The sequence below is a fragment of the Halomonas rhizosphaerae genome (assembly GCF_030010555.1).
GTDB classification, from domain to species: Bacteria; Pseudomonadota; Gammaproteobacteria; order Pseudomonadales; family Halomonadaceae; genus Halomonas; species Halomonas rhizosphaerae.
The window spans coordinates 1-15,617 of sequence record NZ_JASCQP010000033.1 but is presented as its reverse complement, the minus strand read 5'-3'; the positions used below and the strand labels follow the sequence as shown (position 1 = coordinate 15,617).

Genomic DNA, 15,617 nt, shown 5'->3' with positions numbered 1-15,617 from the left:
CATCAGAGGAGACCGCCCGTGGCGGAGCTGAGAACCGAGGAAGAACAGCTTGAGGCGATCAAGCGCTGGTGGAAGGAGAACGGTACCTCGTTGATCGCCGGCGTGGTCATCGCCGCGGCCGGCGTGTTCGGCTGGAACGCCTGGCAGGACTATCAGGCGGGCAAGGCCGAGGCCGCCTCCATGCGCTACCAGCAGCTGCTAGACCTCACCGGCCAGGACGAGATGGACGAGCAGGCCCGACAGCGTGCCGACGAGCTGGTCGGCGAGATCACCGACGAGCACGGCAAGACCCTCTACGCCGACCTGGCACGACTGCTCGACGCCCGCCTGGCCGTCGAGGCGGGTGACCGGGAGCGGGCCCGTGCGGCCCTCGAAGCGGTGGTCGAGGGCAGCGAACGCGACTACCTCGAGGGCCTGGCGCGCCTTCGCCTGGCCCGCCTGCAGCTCGCCGAGGGCAGCGCCGAGACGGCCCTGACCACCCTGGAGGGCGTGCCCGAGGCCCTGGCGGCCCAGCGCGCCGAGGTACGCGGCGATGTCCAGCATGCCCTGGGGCGGGCCGACCAGGCCCGTGAGGCCTGGCGCGAGGCCCTGACCCTCGCCGACGAACGTGACCAGCCGCTCTACGGCGTCCAGCTCAAGCTGGACGACCTCGGCGCCGAGGAGGCCACCCTATGAGACCGACCCTGCTGATTGCCGCCACCGCCGCCCTGGCCCTGCTGGCCGGCTGCGCCGGCAAGGCCGAGCCCGAGTACGCCCCGCGCGAGCTGCAGTCCATCGACGCCACCACCGAGCTGGAGACCCTGTGGCGCGAGCGCGTCGGCAAGGGGCTGGGCGACGCCGGGTACCCGGTGGCACCGGCTCAGGATGGTGACACCCTGTTCGCCGCCGATGGCCGTGGCCTGGTAGAGGCACTGGATGCCGACAGCGGCGAGACCCGCTGGGAGGTCGAGCTCGACACGCCGGTCTCCAGCGGCCTGACCGCCGTGGCCGGCAGCCTCTTCCTGGCCACCCGCAACGGCGAGGTGCTCTCCCTGGACCAGGACGACGGCGAGGTCCAGTGGCGTGCGCGGGTGACCAGCGAGGTGCTGGCCGCGCCCCAGGCCAACCAGCAGCTGCTGGTGGTCCAGGCCGTCGATGGCCGCGTCACTGCCCTGGACCGCCAGAGCGGCGACGAACGCTGGGTCTACAGTGGCCCGCGTCCCTCGCTGACCCTGCGCGGCACCGGCACCCCCACGGTGATCGACCCGGTCACCTTCGCCGGCTTCGCCAACGGTCGCCTGGTAACGTTGGACAACCGCAGCGGCCAGCCGCTCTGGGAGCGCCGCATCGCCATCCCCGAGGGGCGCAGCGAGATCGACCGTCTGGTCGACCTGGCGGGCCAGCCGGTCCTCACCCAGGACGGCCGGCTCTTCGTGACCAGCTACAACGGCCGCCTGGCCGCCCTCGACGCCCCCTCCGGCGAGGTGCAGTGGGCCCAGGAGCTCTCCAGCTACCACACCCCGATCCTGGTGGGGGACTTCCTGTTCGTGGTCGACGAGGCCAGCCACGTCATCGCCGTGGATGCCGGGTCCGGCAACGAGATCTGGCGCAACGAGGCCCTCGAGGGACGCTCGCTCACCGCGCCGGCCTATGCCACCGACCACCTGGTGGTGGGCGACGCCGAGGGCTACCTGCACCTGATCGATGCCCGCGAGGGCGAGATCGTCGGCCGCGCCCGCGTCGACGGCTCGGGGATCGGCGTGCGCCCGCTCACCGACCGGCGGCGCATCTATGCGCTGGCCAACGACGGCACCCTGGAAGCCCTGGAGCTTCGTCCATGACGCCGGTGATCGCCCTGGTCGGCCGCCCCAATGTCGGCAAGTCGACGCTCTTCAACCGCCTGACCCGCTCGCGGGACGCCCTGGTGGCGGACTTCCCGGGGCTGACCCGCGACCGCAAGTACGGCAACGGCATGCTCGGCGACAAGGCCTACACGGTGATCGACACCGGCGGCATCAGCGGTGACGAGGCGGGCATCGACGCAGCCATGGCCGAGCAGTCGCTGGTGGCCATCGACGAGGCCGACATCGTGCTCTTCCTGGTCGACGCCCGCGCCGGCCTCAACGTCGCCGACGAGGCCATCGCCAACCACCTGCGGGTCAACCAGAAGAAGACCTGGCTGGTGGTCAACAAGGTCGACGGCCTGGAAGAGCACAGCGCCATGGCCGACTTCTGGCAGCTGGGGCTCGGCGACCCGCACCCCATCGCCGCGGCCCATGGCCGCAACGTCACCGCGCTGATCGAGGAGGTGCTCGAGCCCTTCCCCGCGCGCGACGAGAGCATCCCCGCGGACACCGGCACCAAGGGCATCCGCATCGGCGTGATCGGCCGCCCCAACGTCGGCAAGTCGACCCTGGTCAACCGCCTGCTCGGCGAGGAGCGGGTGGTGGTCTTCGACGAGGCGGGCACCACCCGCGATGCCATCGAGATCCCCTTCGAGCGACGCGGCAAGCCCTACGTGCTGGTGGACACCGCCGGGGTCAGGCGCCGCAAGAACGTCCGCGAGGTGGCCGAGAAGTTCTCGATCATCAAGACCCTGGAGGCGATCAAGGCGTGCCACGTGGCCATCGTGGTGCTGGATGCCCGCAGCGGCCTGGTGGAGCAGGACCTCCACCTGCTGGACTACGTGCTGACCAGCGGGCGCGCCCTGGTGCTGGCGGTCAACAAGTGGGACGGCCTGGAGCACGAGGCCAAGGAGTCGATGCGTGCCGAGATCAAGCGCCGCCTGGGCTTCGCCGACTATGCCGACCTGCACTTCATCTCCGCGCTGCACGGCACCGGGGTGGGGGACCTCTACCCGTCGCTGGAGCGCGCCTTCGCCTCGGCCAACGCCCACTGGTCCACCAACCGCCTGACCACCATCCTCCAGGACGCCGTGGAGGCCCACCAGCCGCCCCTGGTGCGCGGGCGACGCATCAAGCTGCGCATGGCCCACCAGGGCGGCAGCAACCCGCCGATCATCGTGGTCCACGGCAACCAGACCGGCTCGCTGCCGGAGGCCTACAAGCGCTACCTGACCAACACCTTCCGCAAGGTGCTCAAGGTGCGCGGCACCCCCATGCGCTTCGAGTTCCGGTCCGGGGAGAACCCCTACGACCAGCTGGCCGGGGCCAGCGACCGGGAGAAGGCCAAGAAGCGTGAACTGGGCCGCACCCGGGAGGCCCGCAGGAGCCGCCGCTGAGCCGTCCTCCCCTCCCTTTCACCCCGCCGCGCCCGGCCCGGGCATCGACGACGGGCCGGGCGCTGTCGTCGCGCACCGACAGTTCCGCTTCTGCCGCAGGCAGAGAGGGTGCCCGACGGCTTGACGTGGAGCGCCGCTGGGCCTGAAATACGCCCCTCGCTGCAATGCAGCACCGCTGCTGTCCCGGAGGATTCCACGATGCTCTCCCGTCGCCTGAGGCGCCGCTGGCGCCTGCTCGTCCCGCTCTGCCTGGCTGCCCTGCTCGGCGGCTGCCTGGCGATTCCCCAGACCGGCCTCTTCGCCTTCCGCCTGGCCGTGACCTCGCTGGGGGTGGAGGAGGTGCGCATCGGCCCCTACGCCGTGGACGCCCGCCTCGACACCAGCGACCTCATGTCCCTGGCGATGTCGAGCCTGGGTGCCGGCAGCCTGCCGGTGCAGGCGACCCTGGCCATGGGCCTGGGCCTGCCGGGTGGCATGCCGCCCGTGGAGATGGCCGGGTTCCGCTGGACCCTGGACATGCCTGGCGTGGAGCCGGTCAGCGGCGACTACGAGCAGGACGTGACCCTCACCTCGGGTGACGACACCAACCTGCGCCTGCCGGTGGCGTTCGACGTGCTGGGGGGCGGACGCGAGCAGCTGGCCCCCATGGTGGAGCTGGCCAGCCAGCTGGCCCGCCAGGGAGAGCTGCCCGCCGGCAGCGAGCTGGCCATCACGCCGGGGGACCTGCGCGGCCTGGGCATGACCCTGCCCGCCGGACTGCTCACCCCCACCATCCGCCTGGGCGTGGGGGAGGACGGCAGCCTGATTCCGCAGGGATAATCCAGGCACGCTTCACCATATCGGGGGTGCAGGTTTCCTACTTTCCCTGCAGGCGGCGCTTGCCCACCCACTGGGTGGCGAACTGCCAGGCGCCGCGGCCGCTGCGACCGCCGCGCAGGGTGGCGAAGCGGATCGCCTCGGCCCGCGCCTCGGCGTTCCAGTCCTCGCGATGGCCCAGCTGGGTGACCCAGTGGCAGCAGGCCTCCAGGTAGACATCCTGATTGAAGGGGTGGAAGCCCAGCCACAGGCCGAAGCGGTCGGAGAGCGAGATCTTCTCCTCCACGGCATCGCCATGATGCAGTTCGTCGCCCACCAGCCGCGAGCCCTCGTTGTCGCTCATCGATTCCGGCAGCAGGTGGCGGCGGTTGGAGGTGGCGTAGAGCAGCACGTTGGGCGGCGGTCCGGTCAGGGCCCCGTCCAGCACGCTCTTGAGCGCCTTGTAGGCGTCGTCATGGCCCTCGAAGGAGAGGTCGTCGCAGTAGACGACGAAACGCTGCCGCTGGTGGCGCAGCTGCTCCACCAGCATCGGCAGCGCCGAAAGGTCATGGCGGTCCACCTGCACCAGGCGCAGCCCCTCATCGCACAGGCTGTTGAGCAGGGCGCGGATCAGCGACGACTTGCCGCTGCCTCGAGAGCCCCACAGCAGGGCGTGGTTGGCCGGATGTCCCTGCAGGAAGGCGCGGGTGTTGTCGACCAGCGCCAGTTTCTGGCGCTCGATGCCCAGCAGGTCGTCGAGCGCCAGGGCGTCCCGGGGCGGGACCGGCAGCAACCGCCCCCCCAGGGTATGGCGCTGCCAGAGGGCGGCGACGTCCCGCTCCCAGTCCACCTCCAGCGGGGGTGGCGGCAGCCAGTGTTCGACGTGATCCAGCAGCTTGAGCAAGCGACGCGACAGCTCGGCGTCCATGACGGCTTCCTCCCGGTATGCATGTTTCGCGGTTGACCTCACCGGCGTTCGGGGTATCTTGTGGCGAACCTCGACGCCCCGTCCAGAGTCTCAATGATCTGGAACCGACAGGAGCTCTCCATGCGCTGGACCCATTTGCTTGCCGTTGGCGCCCTCAGCGTCAGCCTCGCCGCCTGCACCACTTCGCCCACCGGGCGCTCGCAGCTCACCCTGATGTCGGACGAGCAGCTCGACCAGATGGGGGCCCAGGCCTTCGCCCAGTACCAGCAGGAGCTGCCGACGGTCGGCGGCGCCCCGCTGCGCTACGTGGAGTGCGTGACCGAGGCCGTGGTCCGCGCCCTTCCCGAGCAGGACCGCAACCAGAACTGGCAGGTCAAGGTCTTCGAGTCCGAGCAGGCCAACGCCTTCGCCCTGCCCGGCGGCTACGTGGGCATCAACACCGGCCTGCTCCAGGTGGCCGATAACCAGGACCAGCTCGCCGCGGTGATCGGCCACGAGATCGCCCACGTACTGGCCCGTCATGCCAACGAGCGCGCGTCCACCCAGAGTGCCACCCAGCTCGGCCTGTCGGTGATCTCCTCCGCCTCCGGCATGCAGGGCGCCGGGGGCGAGACGATGATGGCGGCGCTGGGCATGGGCGCCCAGTACGGCATCCTGCTGCCCTTCTCGCGGCGCCACGAGAGCGAGGCCGACACCCTGGGCCTCAACCTGATGGCCGACGCCGGCTTCGACCCGAGAGCCAGCATTGCCCTGTGGGACAACATGTCGGCCGCCGGGGGCGGTGCCCGGCCACCGGCCTGGCTGTCCACCCACCCGAGCCACGGCCAGCGCATCGGCGGCCTGGAAGCGGCCATGGGCGACGCCATGGCCCGCTACGAACGTGCCCGCAACGCCGGCCGCACGCCCAACTGCCCGCGCCCCTGAAGAAAGGCTCGACTCGCATGCTGAAGATCGGATTGCTGCTGCTGGTAGTGCCCATCCTGGTGCTGATGGGCGCCTACTTCATGGAATTGGGTGACGTACGCGATTGCCTGCTCGTCCAGGAGGGGCACTGGGACTACCGGTCGGGTGTCTGCCGCGAGACCGCCCAGCCCTTCGTGCCCTGGGTCGACCGCCACCCCTGGCTGGTCAATGGCGGCATGCTCACCTCGGTGGCGGGCGTGGCGCTCTGCATGGTGGGGCTCTACGTCAAGAAACGCTGAGCGCCTGCCTGAGCCTCTCCAGCACCGGGGCAGTATCGGGGCGCCTGCCACGCCACTGGAAGAACGACTCCGCCGCCTGCTCCACCAGCATGCCGAGGCCATCCACGCCGCGGGCGCCGTGTTCGGCAGCCCAGCGCAGGAAGACCGTGGGCTCGGCACCGTACATCATGTCGTAGGCGGTGGCCCCCGGTGCGAAGAGGTCGTCGGGCAGCGGCGGCAGGTCACCCGCCAGGCTCGCGCTGGTGCCGTTGATCACCAGGTCGAAGGGGCCTGCCACGGCGTCGAAGCCACCCCCGGCGATCTCGCCCAGGTCGCGGAAGTCGGCGGCGAGGGCCTCGGCCTTGGCCGCCGTGCGGTTGGCCACCCGCAGGCTCGCCGGCTCCTCGGCCAGCAGCGGCTCCAGCACGCCGCGCACCGCCCCCCCGGCGCCCAGCACCAGGATCCGTGCCCTGGCCAGTTCCACGCCATGACGCTTCAGGTCGTGCACCAGGCCGATCCCGTCGGTGGTATCGCCGTATGTCAGACCGTTGCCCCCCAGGACCAGGGTGTTGACCGCCCCGGCCCGACGGGCGCGCTCGCTGAGGGTGTCGCAGAGGCGGAAGGCCGCCTCCTTGAAGGGCACGGTGACGTTGGCCCCGCGGCCGCCCTCGGCCACGAAGCGCCGCCAGGCGCCGGCGAAGTCATCCAGCGGCGCCTCGATCGCGACGTACTCGATGTCATCACCGCCCTGGTCGGCGAAGGCGGCGTGAATGACCGGCGATTTCGAGTGGCCGACCGGGTGGCCGAAGACGCAGTAGCGATCGGTCATGCTCCGTTCTCCTCTTGCTGCTCGCCGAGCCAGTCGCGGGGGCGCAGGTAGTCGTCGTAGAGCCGCGCTTCGGGGCTGCCCGGCTCGGGATGCCAGTCATATTCCCAGCGCGCCAGGGGCGGCAGCGACATCAGGATCGATTCGGTGCGCCCGCCGCTCTGCAGCCCGAACAGGGTGCCGCGGTCCCACACCAGGTTGAATTCCACGTAGCGCCCGCGACGATAGAGCTGGAAGTCGCGCTCCCGCTCGCCGAAGGGCGTGTCGCGACGGCGACGCACGATGGGCAGGTAAGCATCGAGGAAGGCGTCGCCCACGGCGCGCTGGAAGGCGAAGCACTGCGCGAAGCCACCCTCGTTGAGGTCGTCGAAGAAGAGCCCGCCGACGCCGCGAGTCTCGTCGCGATGCTTCAGGTAGAAGTAGTCGTCGCACCAGGCCTTGAAGCGGGGGTAGACCGCCTCGCCGAAGGGGGCGCAGGCATCGCGCGCCACCCGGTGCCAGTGCACCACGTCCTCATGCACCGGGTAGTAGGGCGTCAGGTCGAAGCCACCGCCGAACCACCAGACGGGCGCTTCCCCCGCCTTCTCGGCGATGATGAAGCGCACGTTGCCATGGCTGGTGGGCACATGGGGGTTCTCGGGGTGCAGCACCCAGGAGACCCCCACCGCATGGAAGCTGCGCCCGACGAGCTCCGGCCGCGCCGCGGTGGCCGAGGGCGGCAGGCGCTCGCCGAACACGTGGGAGAAGTTCACGCCGCCCTTCTCGAAGAGCCGGCCGTGCTCGATCACCCGTGAGCGACCGCCGCCCCCTTCCGACCGGTCCCAGGCATCCTCGCGGAAGCGGCCACCGTCCTCGCCGGCCAGGCCCGCGCAGAGGCGCTCCTGGAGGTCGATCAGGTAGGTCTTGACGTCATCGAGATGGGCGTGGGCCAACGGAGCCTCCTGGGCTGGAAAGGGAGCGCTTCAGGAACGCAGTACCCGGCCGGTGACCAGGTCGCGGATGGTACTGGGGCGCGCGAGGCCGCCCAGCGGGCCGTCGAGGACGGCATCGAGCTCATCACCGAAGGTGGCCCGGACCTGCTCGGCGCTCATCGCCGGCGGCTCGCCGGCCCGGTTCGCCGAGGTCGAGACCACCGGGCCACCGAAGGCCTCGCACAGCGCCACGACCAGCGGATGGTCACTGACCCGCAGTGCCACCCGGTCATGGTCGCCGCGCACCAGGCCACGGGCGCGGCCGTTGTCGGGCACCAGCCATGTCGCGGGTCCCGGCCAGCTCGCCGACAGGGGGGCATGCAGCGCGACGGGCAGCCCCTCGAGCCAGGGCGCGAACTGCTCGATGTTCGCCGCCACCAGGATCACGCCCTTGGCCGGGTCGCGCGCCTTGAGGCGCAGCAGACGGGCCAGGGCCTGCTCGTCGTCGGGGTCGCACCCCAGTCCCCAGACGGCCTCGGTGGGGTAGGCGATCACGCCTCCGGCCCTCAGGGCCGCCACGGCCTGCTCCAGTTCATTGGCCTCGATCATGGGTCTCCTCGCCTGAGCTCGACATGCCGGATGACCGGCCTCGGGAGGCGTATGCTATCACGCCCCCGGCCGGGTCGGCAGGCGCACCCAGCCTCCGGCGGCCTGGGTCACGGCGCCCTCCAGCTCCAGCTCGAGCAGGCCGCGCTGGCACTCGGCGACGCCCCGGCCGGTCAGGGCCACCAGGGCATCCACCGGGGTGGGCGTGTCGCTCAGCCAGCGCAGTAGCGAATCCTCCCCCGCCTCGGCCGGCTCGGGACCCGGGGTCGATGCGGGCGCGGCAGCCACGGCCCACTGGCTGAGCTCGGCGAGGATGTCATCCAGGTCGCGAACCAGCACGGCGCCATCGAGAATCAGCTGCAGGCAGCCCCGGGCCGTGGGATTGTGGATCGAGCCGGGCAGGGCGAAGACCTCGCGGTTCTGCTCGAGGGCCAGCCGGGCACTGACCAGCGAGCCGCTGCGCTCGGCGGCCTCCACCACCAGCACGCCCAGCGAGAGGCCGGTGACGATGCGGTTGCGTCGCGGGAAGAAGCCGGCCCGTGCCGGGGTGCCCGGCGGATGCTCGGAGAGCAACAGGCCGCCGCTCTCCTGCAGGCGGCGGTGGAGGCGATGGTGGCGCGGCGGGTAGATGACGTCCACCCCGCAGCCGAGCACCCCCACGCTCGACCCGCCGGCCTCGAGTGCCGCCTGCTGGGCGGCGGCATCGATGCCCAGTGCCATGCCGCTGACCACGCACCAGCCCCGCCCGGCCAGTTCCCGGGCGAAGCCGGCGGCATTGGTGAGCCCCTCGCGGGTCGGGCGCCGCGAGCCGACCATGGCCAGCCGCGGCGGGCCAAGGGCCTCGAGGTCCCCCAGCGCCCAGAGCACCGGCGGGGGATCGGCAATCTGGCCGAGCAGCCTCGGCCAGGCCGGATGGTCGGGGTGGATCAAGTGCCGGCCTGGCTCGGCACCGAGCCACGCCTCGTCGGCGGACAGCGCGGCGGAGAGGGGGCTGCGGGCGGAGTGGTCAAGCCACAGCCGCAGGGCGATGGCCGCCTCGCGCGGCAGCACCGCCAGCCAGCCGTCCGGCCAGTCGGGCCGCGCCGCCACCAGCTCGGCCAGACGCGCGGCGCCCATGCCGGGCAGCCGGGCGAGGGCCAGCCATTCCCGCGCCTGCACCGTCGGGTCCCACCCTAGCGCAGCGCCGTATCCAGCAGGCGCTGCGGGCTGTGGATGCGATCGCCCACGGAGAGGGTGCGACTGGCCTGCATCACCAGGCCGTAGCTCATCTTCTCGTAGGGACGGAAGACCATCACCAGGCCGGCATCCTCGCCGGGCAGGCGCAGCGCCTCCCCGGTGCGCGGGTCACTGACCAGCTCGCCGCGCTGCTCGACCATCAGCACATGGCCCGCCTCCAGGCCGTCGCGCCGCCCGCGGTCCAGCGCCACCACCTGCAGGCGGCCGATGAAGCGCACGCCGCCGGGCACCGCCAGGATGCGCCCCTCGACCTCCCGGTCAGGGGCCCGAGGCAGGAACTCGGTGACCAGCCGGCGATCCTCGAGCGGCAGCACGATGTCGTCGTTGCGCACCTCCTGGCTGGAAGAAGTCACCTCCAGCACCGCGATGTCCTCCTCCTGACGCAGGCGGCGCGCCTGGCCGACGCTCTCCAGCTCGAGGCCGAGCGGCTCGCCGCTGGTACTGTCGACGTAGCGCTCGCCCACGCGGTAGATGCCGAAGCGGCCGCCACCCTCGACCCGGCCACGGGCGTAGAGGCGGTCGCCGCCACCGCTGACCAGGCGGCCATCATCCCCGGCGACCACATAGGCCAGCTCGTCCAGCGCCTCGGGGTCGTCGATGACGCGGTGCTCGCGCAGGAAGTGGCGCACGGCATCCAGGGGAATCGGCTCGATGGCCTCGCGGTGCGGGGTGGTACGCACCTCCGGCGACAGACGCACCATGCCCTGGCCACGCTCGAGGCCAAGACAGGGGCGCCCGTTGCAGTCATAGAGGTAGACGATGTCGCCGGGATAGATCAGGTGGGGGTTCTCGATCTGCGGATTGACCTGCCACACCTCGGGCCACTGCCAGGGATGCTGCAGGAAGCGACCGGAGATGTCCCAGAGGGTGTCCCCCCTGACCACCGTATAGCGATCCGGGGCATCGCCTCTCAGGCCCTCCTCCCAGGAGAGCCCCTGGGCCTGGACCAGCGTGGTGGCGAGACCGAGGGCCCCGCCCACCAGCAGGGTACCGAGCCCCCCTTTCAGCCGCTGACGCCACCCCACTGCGCATCCTGTCTGTCTCATCCCTGCTCTCCCCCGCGTTGCTGGCCGCACGCCTGACGCCATGGAACGACGGCGACGTGGTATAGTCAGATACTATTGATGTGATGCACGTTCGACGGTTTCGCCACCGAACGCGTACTTCTAGAATAGTGTCATCTTGTAAATGACAGCATAACGGTGATTCCAACGCCATGGCCAAATTACCCATCCTCGAATTTCCCGACGAGCGGCTGCGCACCATCGCGACGCCGGTCGAGGCGGTAGACGACGAGGTGCGCCAGCTGGTCGACGACATGCTCGAGACCATGTACGACGCGCGCGGCATCGGACTGGCCGCTACCCAGGTGGACGTTCATCGCCGGGTCATCGTCATGGACGTCAGCGACGACCAGTCGCGCCCGCTGGTAATGATCAACCCGGAATTCACCCCCATCGGCGACGAGCGCGAGCCGATGCAGGAGGGCTGCCTGTCGATCCCGGAATACTACGCCGAGGTTCCCCGCGCCCTGAAGGTACATCTCAAGGCGCTGGGTCGTGACGGCCAGCCCTACGAGATGGAGGCCGAGGGCCTGCTCGCCCACTGCATCCAGCACGAATACGATCACCTGGAGGGGGTGCTGTTCGTCGACTACCTCTCCGTGCTCAAGCGCGACCGGGTGATGAAGAAGATGCAGAAGCGTCACCGTCAGATGCAGCCCGCCTGACCCTTGCCCTCCCTCCCGGGAGATGAAGGCCGACGCTGATGCGCCGGCCTTCGTCGTTTGCGGCCAGCTCCGTTATCATGAGGGGCATCGCCCACTGGCAAGGCCCTGAACATGTCCCGACCCCTGCGCGTCATCTTCGCCGGCACCCCCGACTTCGCCGCCGAGAGCCTGGCGGCGCTGCTGGCGAGCCACCACGAGGTCGTCGCCGTCTATACCCAGCCCGACCGCCCGGCCGGCCGCGGCCGCAGGCTGACCCCGAGCCCCGTCAAGGCCCTCGCGCAGGAGCATGGCCTGCCGGTCTTCCAGCCGGCGACCCTGAAGGCGCCCGAGGTTCAGGCCGAGCTGGCGGGCCATGAGGCCGACATCATGGTGGTGGTAGCCTACGGCCTGCTCCTGCCCCGTGCCGTGCTCGAGATTCCCCGGCTCGGCTGTCTCAACGTGCATGCCTCGCTGCTGCCGCGCTGGCGCGGGGCGGCCCCCATCCAGCGGACCATCGAGGCCGGCGACGAGGAGAGCGGCGTGACCATCATGCAGATGGACGCGGGCCTCGACACCGGCGACATGCTGCTGGTCAGGCGCACCCCGGTCTCCGCCACCACCACCGGTGGCGAGCTCCACGACCGCCTGGCGAGCCTCGGCGGCCAGGCCATCGTCGAGGCCCTGGATGCCCTGGCCGGCGAGGGGCTCGACGCCACTCCCCAGCCCGAGGGGGGGGTCACCTATGCCGCCAAGCTCTCCAAGGCCGAGGCGGAACTCGACTTCCGCCGCCCCGCCGTCGAGCTCGCGGCCCGGATCCGCGCCTTCAATCCCTGGCCAGTGGCCTGGTGCGCCCTGGGGGACGACCGCCTGCGCCTGCTGATGGCGCGGACCGCCTCCCCTGCGCCGGGCGAGGCCCCGATGCCACCCGGCACCCTGCTCGCCCACGGTGCCGACGCCCTGCGCATCGCCTGCGGCGAGGCCGGCGACCAGGTGCTCGAGGTGACCCGCGCCCAGCTGCCCGGCGGCAAGCCCCTCGCGGTAAGCGAACTGCTCAAGGCCCGCGCCGAGCGCCTCGCGCCCGGCATCCGACTGGGACACACCGATGAGGAGGCCACCCCATGAGTCAGGAAACCACCGCGCCCCGCTCCCGGGAAGGCAGTCGCGACAACGGCCTGGCCGTGCGTGCCGCCGCGGCCCGCGCCCTGGCCCCGGTGATCACCGGCAAGGGCTCGCTCACCGGCCTCGACGACCATCAGGTGGTGGCCCGTGACCGGTCACTGTTCAAGGCGCTCTGCTTCGGCACCTGCCGCACCCTGCCACGTCTCGAGGCGCTGGCCGGCAAGCTGCTGGCCAAGCCGTTCAAGGCCCGCGACGCCGACGTCCAGGCCCTGCTGCTGCTCGGCATCCACCAGCTGCTCTACCTGCGCATCCCGGCTCACGCCGCAGTGGGCGAGACCGCCGGCGCCGCCCGCCTGCTGGGCAAGGAGTGGGCCACCCGGGTGCTCAACGGCTGCCTGCGCCGCCTGCAGCGCGAGAGCGCCGAGCTCCAGGCCGAGGTCGACCGCGACCCGGCCGTGGCACTGCTGCATCCCCGCTGGTGGCTCAAGGCCCTGCGCCAGGCCTGGCCCGACGACTGGCGCGCCATCTGCGAGGCCAACAACACGCCGGGGCCCATGACGCTGCGGATCAATCGCCGCCATGGCGACCGCGAGATGTACCTGGACCGTCTCGCCGCGGCGGGCATCCCGGCACGCCTCTGCGCGCACGCCCCGGACGGCCTGACCCTCGAGTCACCCCGCGATGTCGAGACGCTTCCCGGCTTCGCCGAGGGCCATGTCAGCGTCCAGGACGAGTCGGCCCAGCTCGCCGCCGTGCTGCTCGGCCCGTCGCTGGCTCCGCGGCCCGGTGCCCGAGTGCTGGACGCCTGCTGCGCCCCCGGCGGCAAGACCGCCCACCTGCTGGAACTGTTCGACATCGACCTGCAGGCCGTCGACAGCGATGCCGCACGCCTGGCCCGGGTCGAGGATACCCTGGCGCGCCTGGGGCTCGCCGCGACCCTGGCCGAGGGCGACGCCACCACCCGTGACTGGTGGGACGGCACGCCCTTCGACGCCATCCTGCTCGATGCGCCCTGCTCCGGCAGCGGCGTGATCCGCCGCCACCCCGACATCAAGCGGCTGCGCCGCGCCTCGGACATCAAGGCGCTGGCCGCACTGCAGGCGCGGCTGCTCGACAACCTCTGGCCACTGCTGCGCCCCGGGGGCACCCTGCTCTACGCCACCTGCTCGGTGCTCCCCGAGGAGAATGCCGAGCAGATCGCGCGCTTCCTCGCCCGCACCCCGGAGGCGCTGGCGACCACCCCAGCCGACATGGCCTGGGGCCGCGCCTCGGGCGCCGGGCGGCAATTGCTGCCAGAACCCGACAGTCACGACGGCTTCTTCTATGCCAGACTGGAGAAGCATCCCGCCTGAGGGCGGGCGTTCCGTTCACGACACGGGAGGTTCCATGAGCCATCACACCTACAAGCACATCGAACTGACGGGCTCCTCGGAGAAGGACATCGAGGACGCCATCCAGAGTGCGCTGACCAAGGCGTCCGAGAGCCTGCATGGCATGCGCTGGCTCGAGGTCGTGGACACGCGTGGCCACATCGAGCACGGGCGGGTCGCCCACTGGCAGGTCACCATCAAGGTCGGGTTCACCCTGGACTGAACCACGGCGCGACCTGTTCTTCTCACGGCGGCTGGTTTAGGCTTGCCTCGTGATGTTGCGGCGCACAAGGTGCGCCGCACGCGATACCCCTCGGCCTGACCGGAGCGGACGGCAACGACCATGAAGATCATCATCCTCGGCGCCGGCCAGGTTGGCGGCACCCTGGCCGAGCACCTGGCCCGGGAGGAGAACGACATCACGGTGGTGGACACCGACGGCGAGCGCCTGCGCGAGCTGCATACCCGCCTGGACATCCGCACGGTCTCCGGGGCCGGCTCCTACCCCATGGTGCTTCGCCAGGCCGGCTGCGAGGACGCCGACATGCTGATCGCAGTGACCAACTCCGACGAGGTCAACATGATCGCCTGCCAGGTGGCCCACACCCTGTTCCGCACGCCGACCAAGATCGCCCGGGTGCGTGCCACCGCCTACCTGACCCGCAAGGGCCTGTTCGCCCACGAGGCGGTGCCCATCGACGTGCTGATCAGCCCCGAGCAGGTGGTCACCGACCATATCCGCCGGCTGATCGAGCATCCCGGCGCCCTGCAGGTGCTGGAGTTCGCCGGCGGCCTGGTGCAGCTGGTGGCGGTGAAGGCCTTCTACGGCGGCCCGCTGGTCGGCCAGGAGCTGGGCTTCCTGCGCCGCCACATGCCCAGCGTGGACACCCGGGTGGCGGCCATCTACCGCCAGAACCGGCCGATCATTCCCCGCGGCGACACCGTGATCGAGGCCGACGACGAGGTGTTCTTCATCGCCGCCCGGCGCGACATCCGCGCGGTGATGAGCGAGCTGCGCCGCCTCGACCGCGACTTCCGCCGGGTGATGATCGCCGGCGGCGGCAACATCGGCGAGCGCCTGGCCGAGCACCTGGAGCACAGCCACCAGGTCAAGATCATCGAGCACAACCTCGAGCGCTGCACCCAGCTCTCCGAACGCCTCGACCGCACCGTGGTGCTGCACGGCAGCGCCACCGCCAAGCGGCTGCTGGAGGAGGAGAACATCGAGGACTGCGACATCTTCTGCGCGCTGACCAACGACGACGAGGTCAACATCATGTCGTCGATGCTGGCCAAGCGCATGGGCGCCAAGAAGGTGCTGACGCTGATCAACAACGCCGCCTATGTCGACCTGGTGCAGGGCGGCGAGATCGACATCGCCATCTCGCCCCAGCAGGCCACCATCGGCAGCCTGCTGACCCACGTGCGGCGCGGCGACATCGTCAACGTCCACTCGCTGCGCCGCGGCGCGGCCGAGGCCATCGAGGCCATCGCCCACGGCGACACCCAGTCGTCCAAGGTGGTGGGGCGCGCCATCGGCGAGATCGACCTGCCCCAGGGCACCACCATCGGCGCCGTGGTACGCGGCAAGGAGGTGCTGATCGCCCATGACGACGTGGTGGTGGAGTCCGGTGACCACGTCATCCTGTTCGTGATCGACAAGCGCCGGCTGCGCGACGTGGAGCGGCTCTTCCAGGTCGGGTTGACGTTCTTCTGA

17 protein-coding genes are annotated in these 15,617 nt (G+C 70.9%); 11 read left to right on the top strand and 6 right to left on the bottom strand.

Annotation, left to right across the window (positions count from 1 at the left end; translation table 11 throughout):
• Positions 1 to 18: 18 nt before the first annotated feature.
• The 4 genes from QLQ83_RS15420 to QLQ83_RS15405 all read left to right on the top strand — a co-directional run bounded on the left by QLQ83_RS15420 (position 19) and on the right by QLQ83_RS15405 (position 4,039).
• Entirely contained in the window at positions 19 to 675 is a 657-nt protein-coding gene (locus QLQ83_RS15420; RefSeq protein WP_282736405.1) for a YfgM family protein, read from the top strand.
• Positions 672 to 1,820: an outer membrane protein assembly factor BamB gene (bamB, locus tag QLQ83_RS15415; RefSeq protein ID WP_282736404.1), complete on the top strand. Its 1,149-nt coding sequence runs from the start codon at positions 672 to 674 to the stop codon at positions 1,818 to 1,820. Before QLQ83_RS15420 ends, bamB begins: the two co-directional genes overlap by 4 nt.
• On the top strand, positions 1,817 to 3,220 hold the full coding sequence (gene der / locus QLQ83_RS15410; protein WP_282736403.1) for a ribosome biogenesis GTPase Der: 1,404 nt from the start codon (positions 1,817 to 1,819) through the stop codon (positions 3,218 to 3,220). Before bamB ends, der begins: the two co-directional genes overlap by 4 nt.
• A gap of 198 nt (positions 3,221 to 3,418) precedes the next feature.
• On the top strand, positions 3,419 to 4,039 hold the full coding sequence (locus tag QLQ83_RS15405; protein ID WP_282736402.1) for a hypothetical protein: 621 nt from the start codon (positions 3,419 to 3,421) through the stop codon (positions 4,037 to 4,039).
• 37 nt (positions 4,040 to 4,076) lie between these two features.
• Here QLQ83_RS15405 and QLQ83_RS15400 read toward each other — a convergent pair whose 3' ends face one another.
• Positions 4,077 to 4,943 carry an ATP-binding protein gene (locus QLQ83_RS15400; RefSeq protein ID WP_282736401.1) on the bottom strand — a complete coding sequence of 289 codons (867 nt, stop codon included), beginning with the start codon at positions 4,941 to 4,943 and terminating at the stop codon, positions 4,077 to 4,079.
• Between the two features lie 120 nt (positions 4,944 to 5,063).
• On the opposite strand from QLQ83_RS15400, the gene QLQ83_RS15395 reads away from it, so the two are divergent.
• Together QLQ83_RS15395 and QLQ83_RS15390 are read left to right on the top strand one after the other, a co-directional pair.
• Positions 5,064 to 5,867, top strand: coding sequence for a M48 family metallopeptidase (locus QLQ83_RS15395; RefSeq protein ID WP_282736400.1), 804 nt, complete (start codon positions 5,064 to 5,066; stop codon positions 5,865 to 5,867).
• A 17-nt stretch (positions 5,868 to 5,884) separates the two neighbouring features.
• Positions 5,885 to 6,145 carry a hypothetical protein gene (locus QLQ83_RS15390; RefSeq protein WP_282736399.1) on the top strand — a complete coding sequence of 87 codons (261 nt, stop codon included), beginning with the start codon at positions 5,885 to 5,887 and terminating at the stop codon, positions 6,143 to 6,145.
• On the opposite strand, the gene aroE is transcribed toward QLQ83_RS15390, so the two are convergent.
• The 5 genes from aroE to QLQ83_RS15365 are packed head-to-tail and all read right to left on the bottom strand — an operon-like array spanning position 6,132 to position 10,749.
• Positions 6,132 to 6,953: a shikimate dehydrogenase gene (gene aroE, locus QLQ83_RS15385; protein ID WP_282736398.1), complete on the bottom strand. Its 822-nt coding sequence runs from the start codon at positions 6,951 to 6,953 to the stop codon at positions 6,132 to 6,134. The two genes, QLQ83_RS15390 and aroE, sit on opposite strands and share 14 nt — an antisense overlap.
• Positions 6,950 to 7,882 (bottom strand): oxygen-dependent coproporphyrinogen oxidase, encoded by a 933-nt coding sequence (hemF, locus tag QLQ83_RS15380; protein ID WP_282736397.1) that lies wholly within the window; start codon positions 7,880 to 7,882, stop codon positions 6,950 to 6,952. The genes aroE and hemF overlap by 4 nt, the downstream gene beginning before the upstream one ends.
• 30 nt (positions 7,883 to 7,912) lie before the next feature.
• Complete coding sequence (locus QLQ83_RS15375; RefSeq protein WP_282736396.1) at positions 7,913 to 8,470, bottom strand: L-threonylcarbamoyladenylate synthase; 558 nt, start codon at positions 8,468 to 8,470, stop codon at positions 7,913 to 7,915.
• A 57-nt stretch (positions 8,471 to 8,527) separates the two neighbouring features.
• On the bottom strand, positions 8,528 to 9,625 hold the full coding sequence (gene dprA, locus QLQ83_RS15370; protein ID WP_282736395.1) for a DNA-processing protein DprA: 1,098 nt from the start codon (positions 9,623 to 9,625) through the stop codon (positions 8,528 to 8,530).
• Between the two features lie 14 nt (positions 9,626 to 9,639).
• On the bottom strand, positions 9,640 to 10,749 hold the full coding sequence (locus QLQ83_RS15365; RefSeq protein ID WP_282736394.1) for a LysM peptidoglycan-binding domain-containing protein: 1,110 nt from the start codon (positions 10,747 to 10,749) through the stop codon (positions 9,640 to 9,642).
• Positions 10,750 to 10,919: 170 nt separating this feature from the next.
• On the opposite strand from QLQ83_RS15365, the gene def reads away from it, so the two are divergent.
• The 5 genes from def to trkA all read left to right on the top strand — a co-directional run bounded on the left by def (position 10,920) and on the right by trkA (position 15,617).
• On the top strand, positions 10,920 to 11,432 hold the full coding sequence (gene def, locus QLQ83_RS15360; protein ID WP_282736393.1) for a peptide deformylase: 513 nt from the start codon (positions 10,920 to 10,922) through the stop codon (positions 11,430 to 11,432).
• 111 nt (positions 11,433 to 11,543) lie between these two features.
• Positions 11,544 to 12,533, top strand: coding sequence for a methionyl-tRNA formyltransferase (fmt, locus tag QLQ83_RS15355; RefSeq protein WP_282736392.1), 990 nt, complete (start codon positions 11,544 to 11,546; stop codon positions 12,531 to 12,533).
• Positions 12,530 to 13,882 (top strand): 16S rRNA (cytosine(967)-C(5))-methyltransferase RsmB, encoded by a 1,353-nt coding sequence (gene rsmB / locus QLQ83_RS15350; protein WP_282736391.1) that lies wholly within the window; start codon positions 12,530 to 12,532, stop codon positions 13,880 to 13,882. Before fmt ends, rsmB begins: the two co-directional genes overlap by 4 nt.
• Before the next feature lie 34 nt (positions 13,883 to 13,916).
• Complete coding sequence (locus QLQ83_RS15345) at positions 13,917 to 14,123, top strand: dodecin (protein WP_282736390.1); 207 nt, start codon at positions 13,917 to 13,919, stop codon at positions 14,121 to 14,123.
• A gap of 120 nt (positions 14,124 to 14,243) precedes the next feature.
• On the top strand, positions 14,244 to 15,617 hold the full coding sequence (gene trkA / locus QLQ83_RS15340) for a Trk system potassium transporter TrkA (RefSeq protein ID WP_282736389.1): 1,374 nt from the start codon (positions 14,244 to 14,246) through the stop codon (positions 15,615 to 15,617).

Excerpts from the sequence above, each read along its gene's own strand:
- QLQ83_RS15405 (WP_282736402.1), top strand. The coding sequence starts at position 3,419 with ATGCTCTCCCGTCGCCTGAGGCGCCGCTGGCGCCTGCTCGTCCCGCTC.
- rsmB (WP_282736391.1), top strand. The coding sequence starts at position 12,530 with ATGAGTCAGGAAACCACCGCGCCCCGCTCCCGGGAAGGCAGTCGCGAC.
- QLQ83_RS15400 (WP_282736401.1), bottom strand. The coding sequence starts at position 4,943 with ATGGACGCCGAGCTGTCGCGTCGCTTGCTCAAGCTGCTGGATCACGTC.
- QLQ83_RS15375 (WP_282736396.1), bottom strand. The coding sequence starts at position 8,470 with ATGATCGAGGCCAATGAACTGGAGCAGGCCGTGGCGGCCCTGAGGGCC.
- QLQ83_RS15345 (WP_282736390.1), top strand. The coding sequence starts at position 13,917 with ATGAGCCATCACACCTACAAGCACATCGAACTGACGGGCTCCTCGGAG.
- QLQ83_RS15390 (WP_282736399.1), top strand. The coding sequence starts at position 5,885 with ATGCTGAAGATCGGATTGCTGCTGCTGGTAGTGCCCATCCTGGTGCTG.
- def (WP_282736393.1), top strand. The coding sequence starts at position 10,920 with ATGGCCAAATTACCCATCCTCGAATTTCCCGACGAGCGGCTGCGCACC.
- bamB (WP_282736404.1), top strand. The coding sequence starts at position 672 with ATGAGACCGACCCTGCTGATTGCCGCCACCGCCGCCCTGGCCCTGCTG.
- QLQ83_RS15365 (WP_282736394.1), bottom strand. The coding sequence starts at position 10,749 with ATGAGACAGACAGGATGCGCAGTGGGGTGGCGTCAGCGGCTGAAAGGG.
- trkA (WP_282736389.1), top strand. The coding sequence starts at position 14,244 with ATGAAGATCATCATCCTCGGCGCCGGCCAGGTTGGCGGCACCCTGGCC.
- QLQ83_RS15395 (WP_282736400.1), top strand. The coding sequence starts at position 5,064 with ATGCGCTGGACCCATTTGCTTGCCGTTGGCGCCCTCAGCGTCAGCCTC.
- aroE (WP_282736398.1), bottom strand. The coding sequence starts at position 6,953 with ATGACCGATCGCTACTGCGTCTTCGGCCACCCGGTCGGCCACTCGAAA.
- fmt (WP_282736392.1), top strand. The coding sequence starts at position 11,544 with ATGTCCCGACCCCTGCGCGTCATCTTCGCCGGCACCCCCGACTTCGCC.
- der (WP_282736403.1), top strand. The coding sequence starts at position 1,817 with ATGACGCCGGTGATCGCCCTGGTCGGCCGCCCCAATGTCGGCAAGTCG.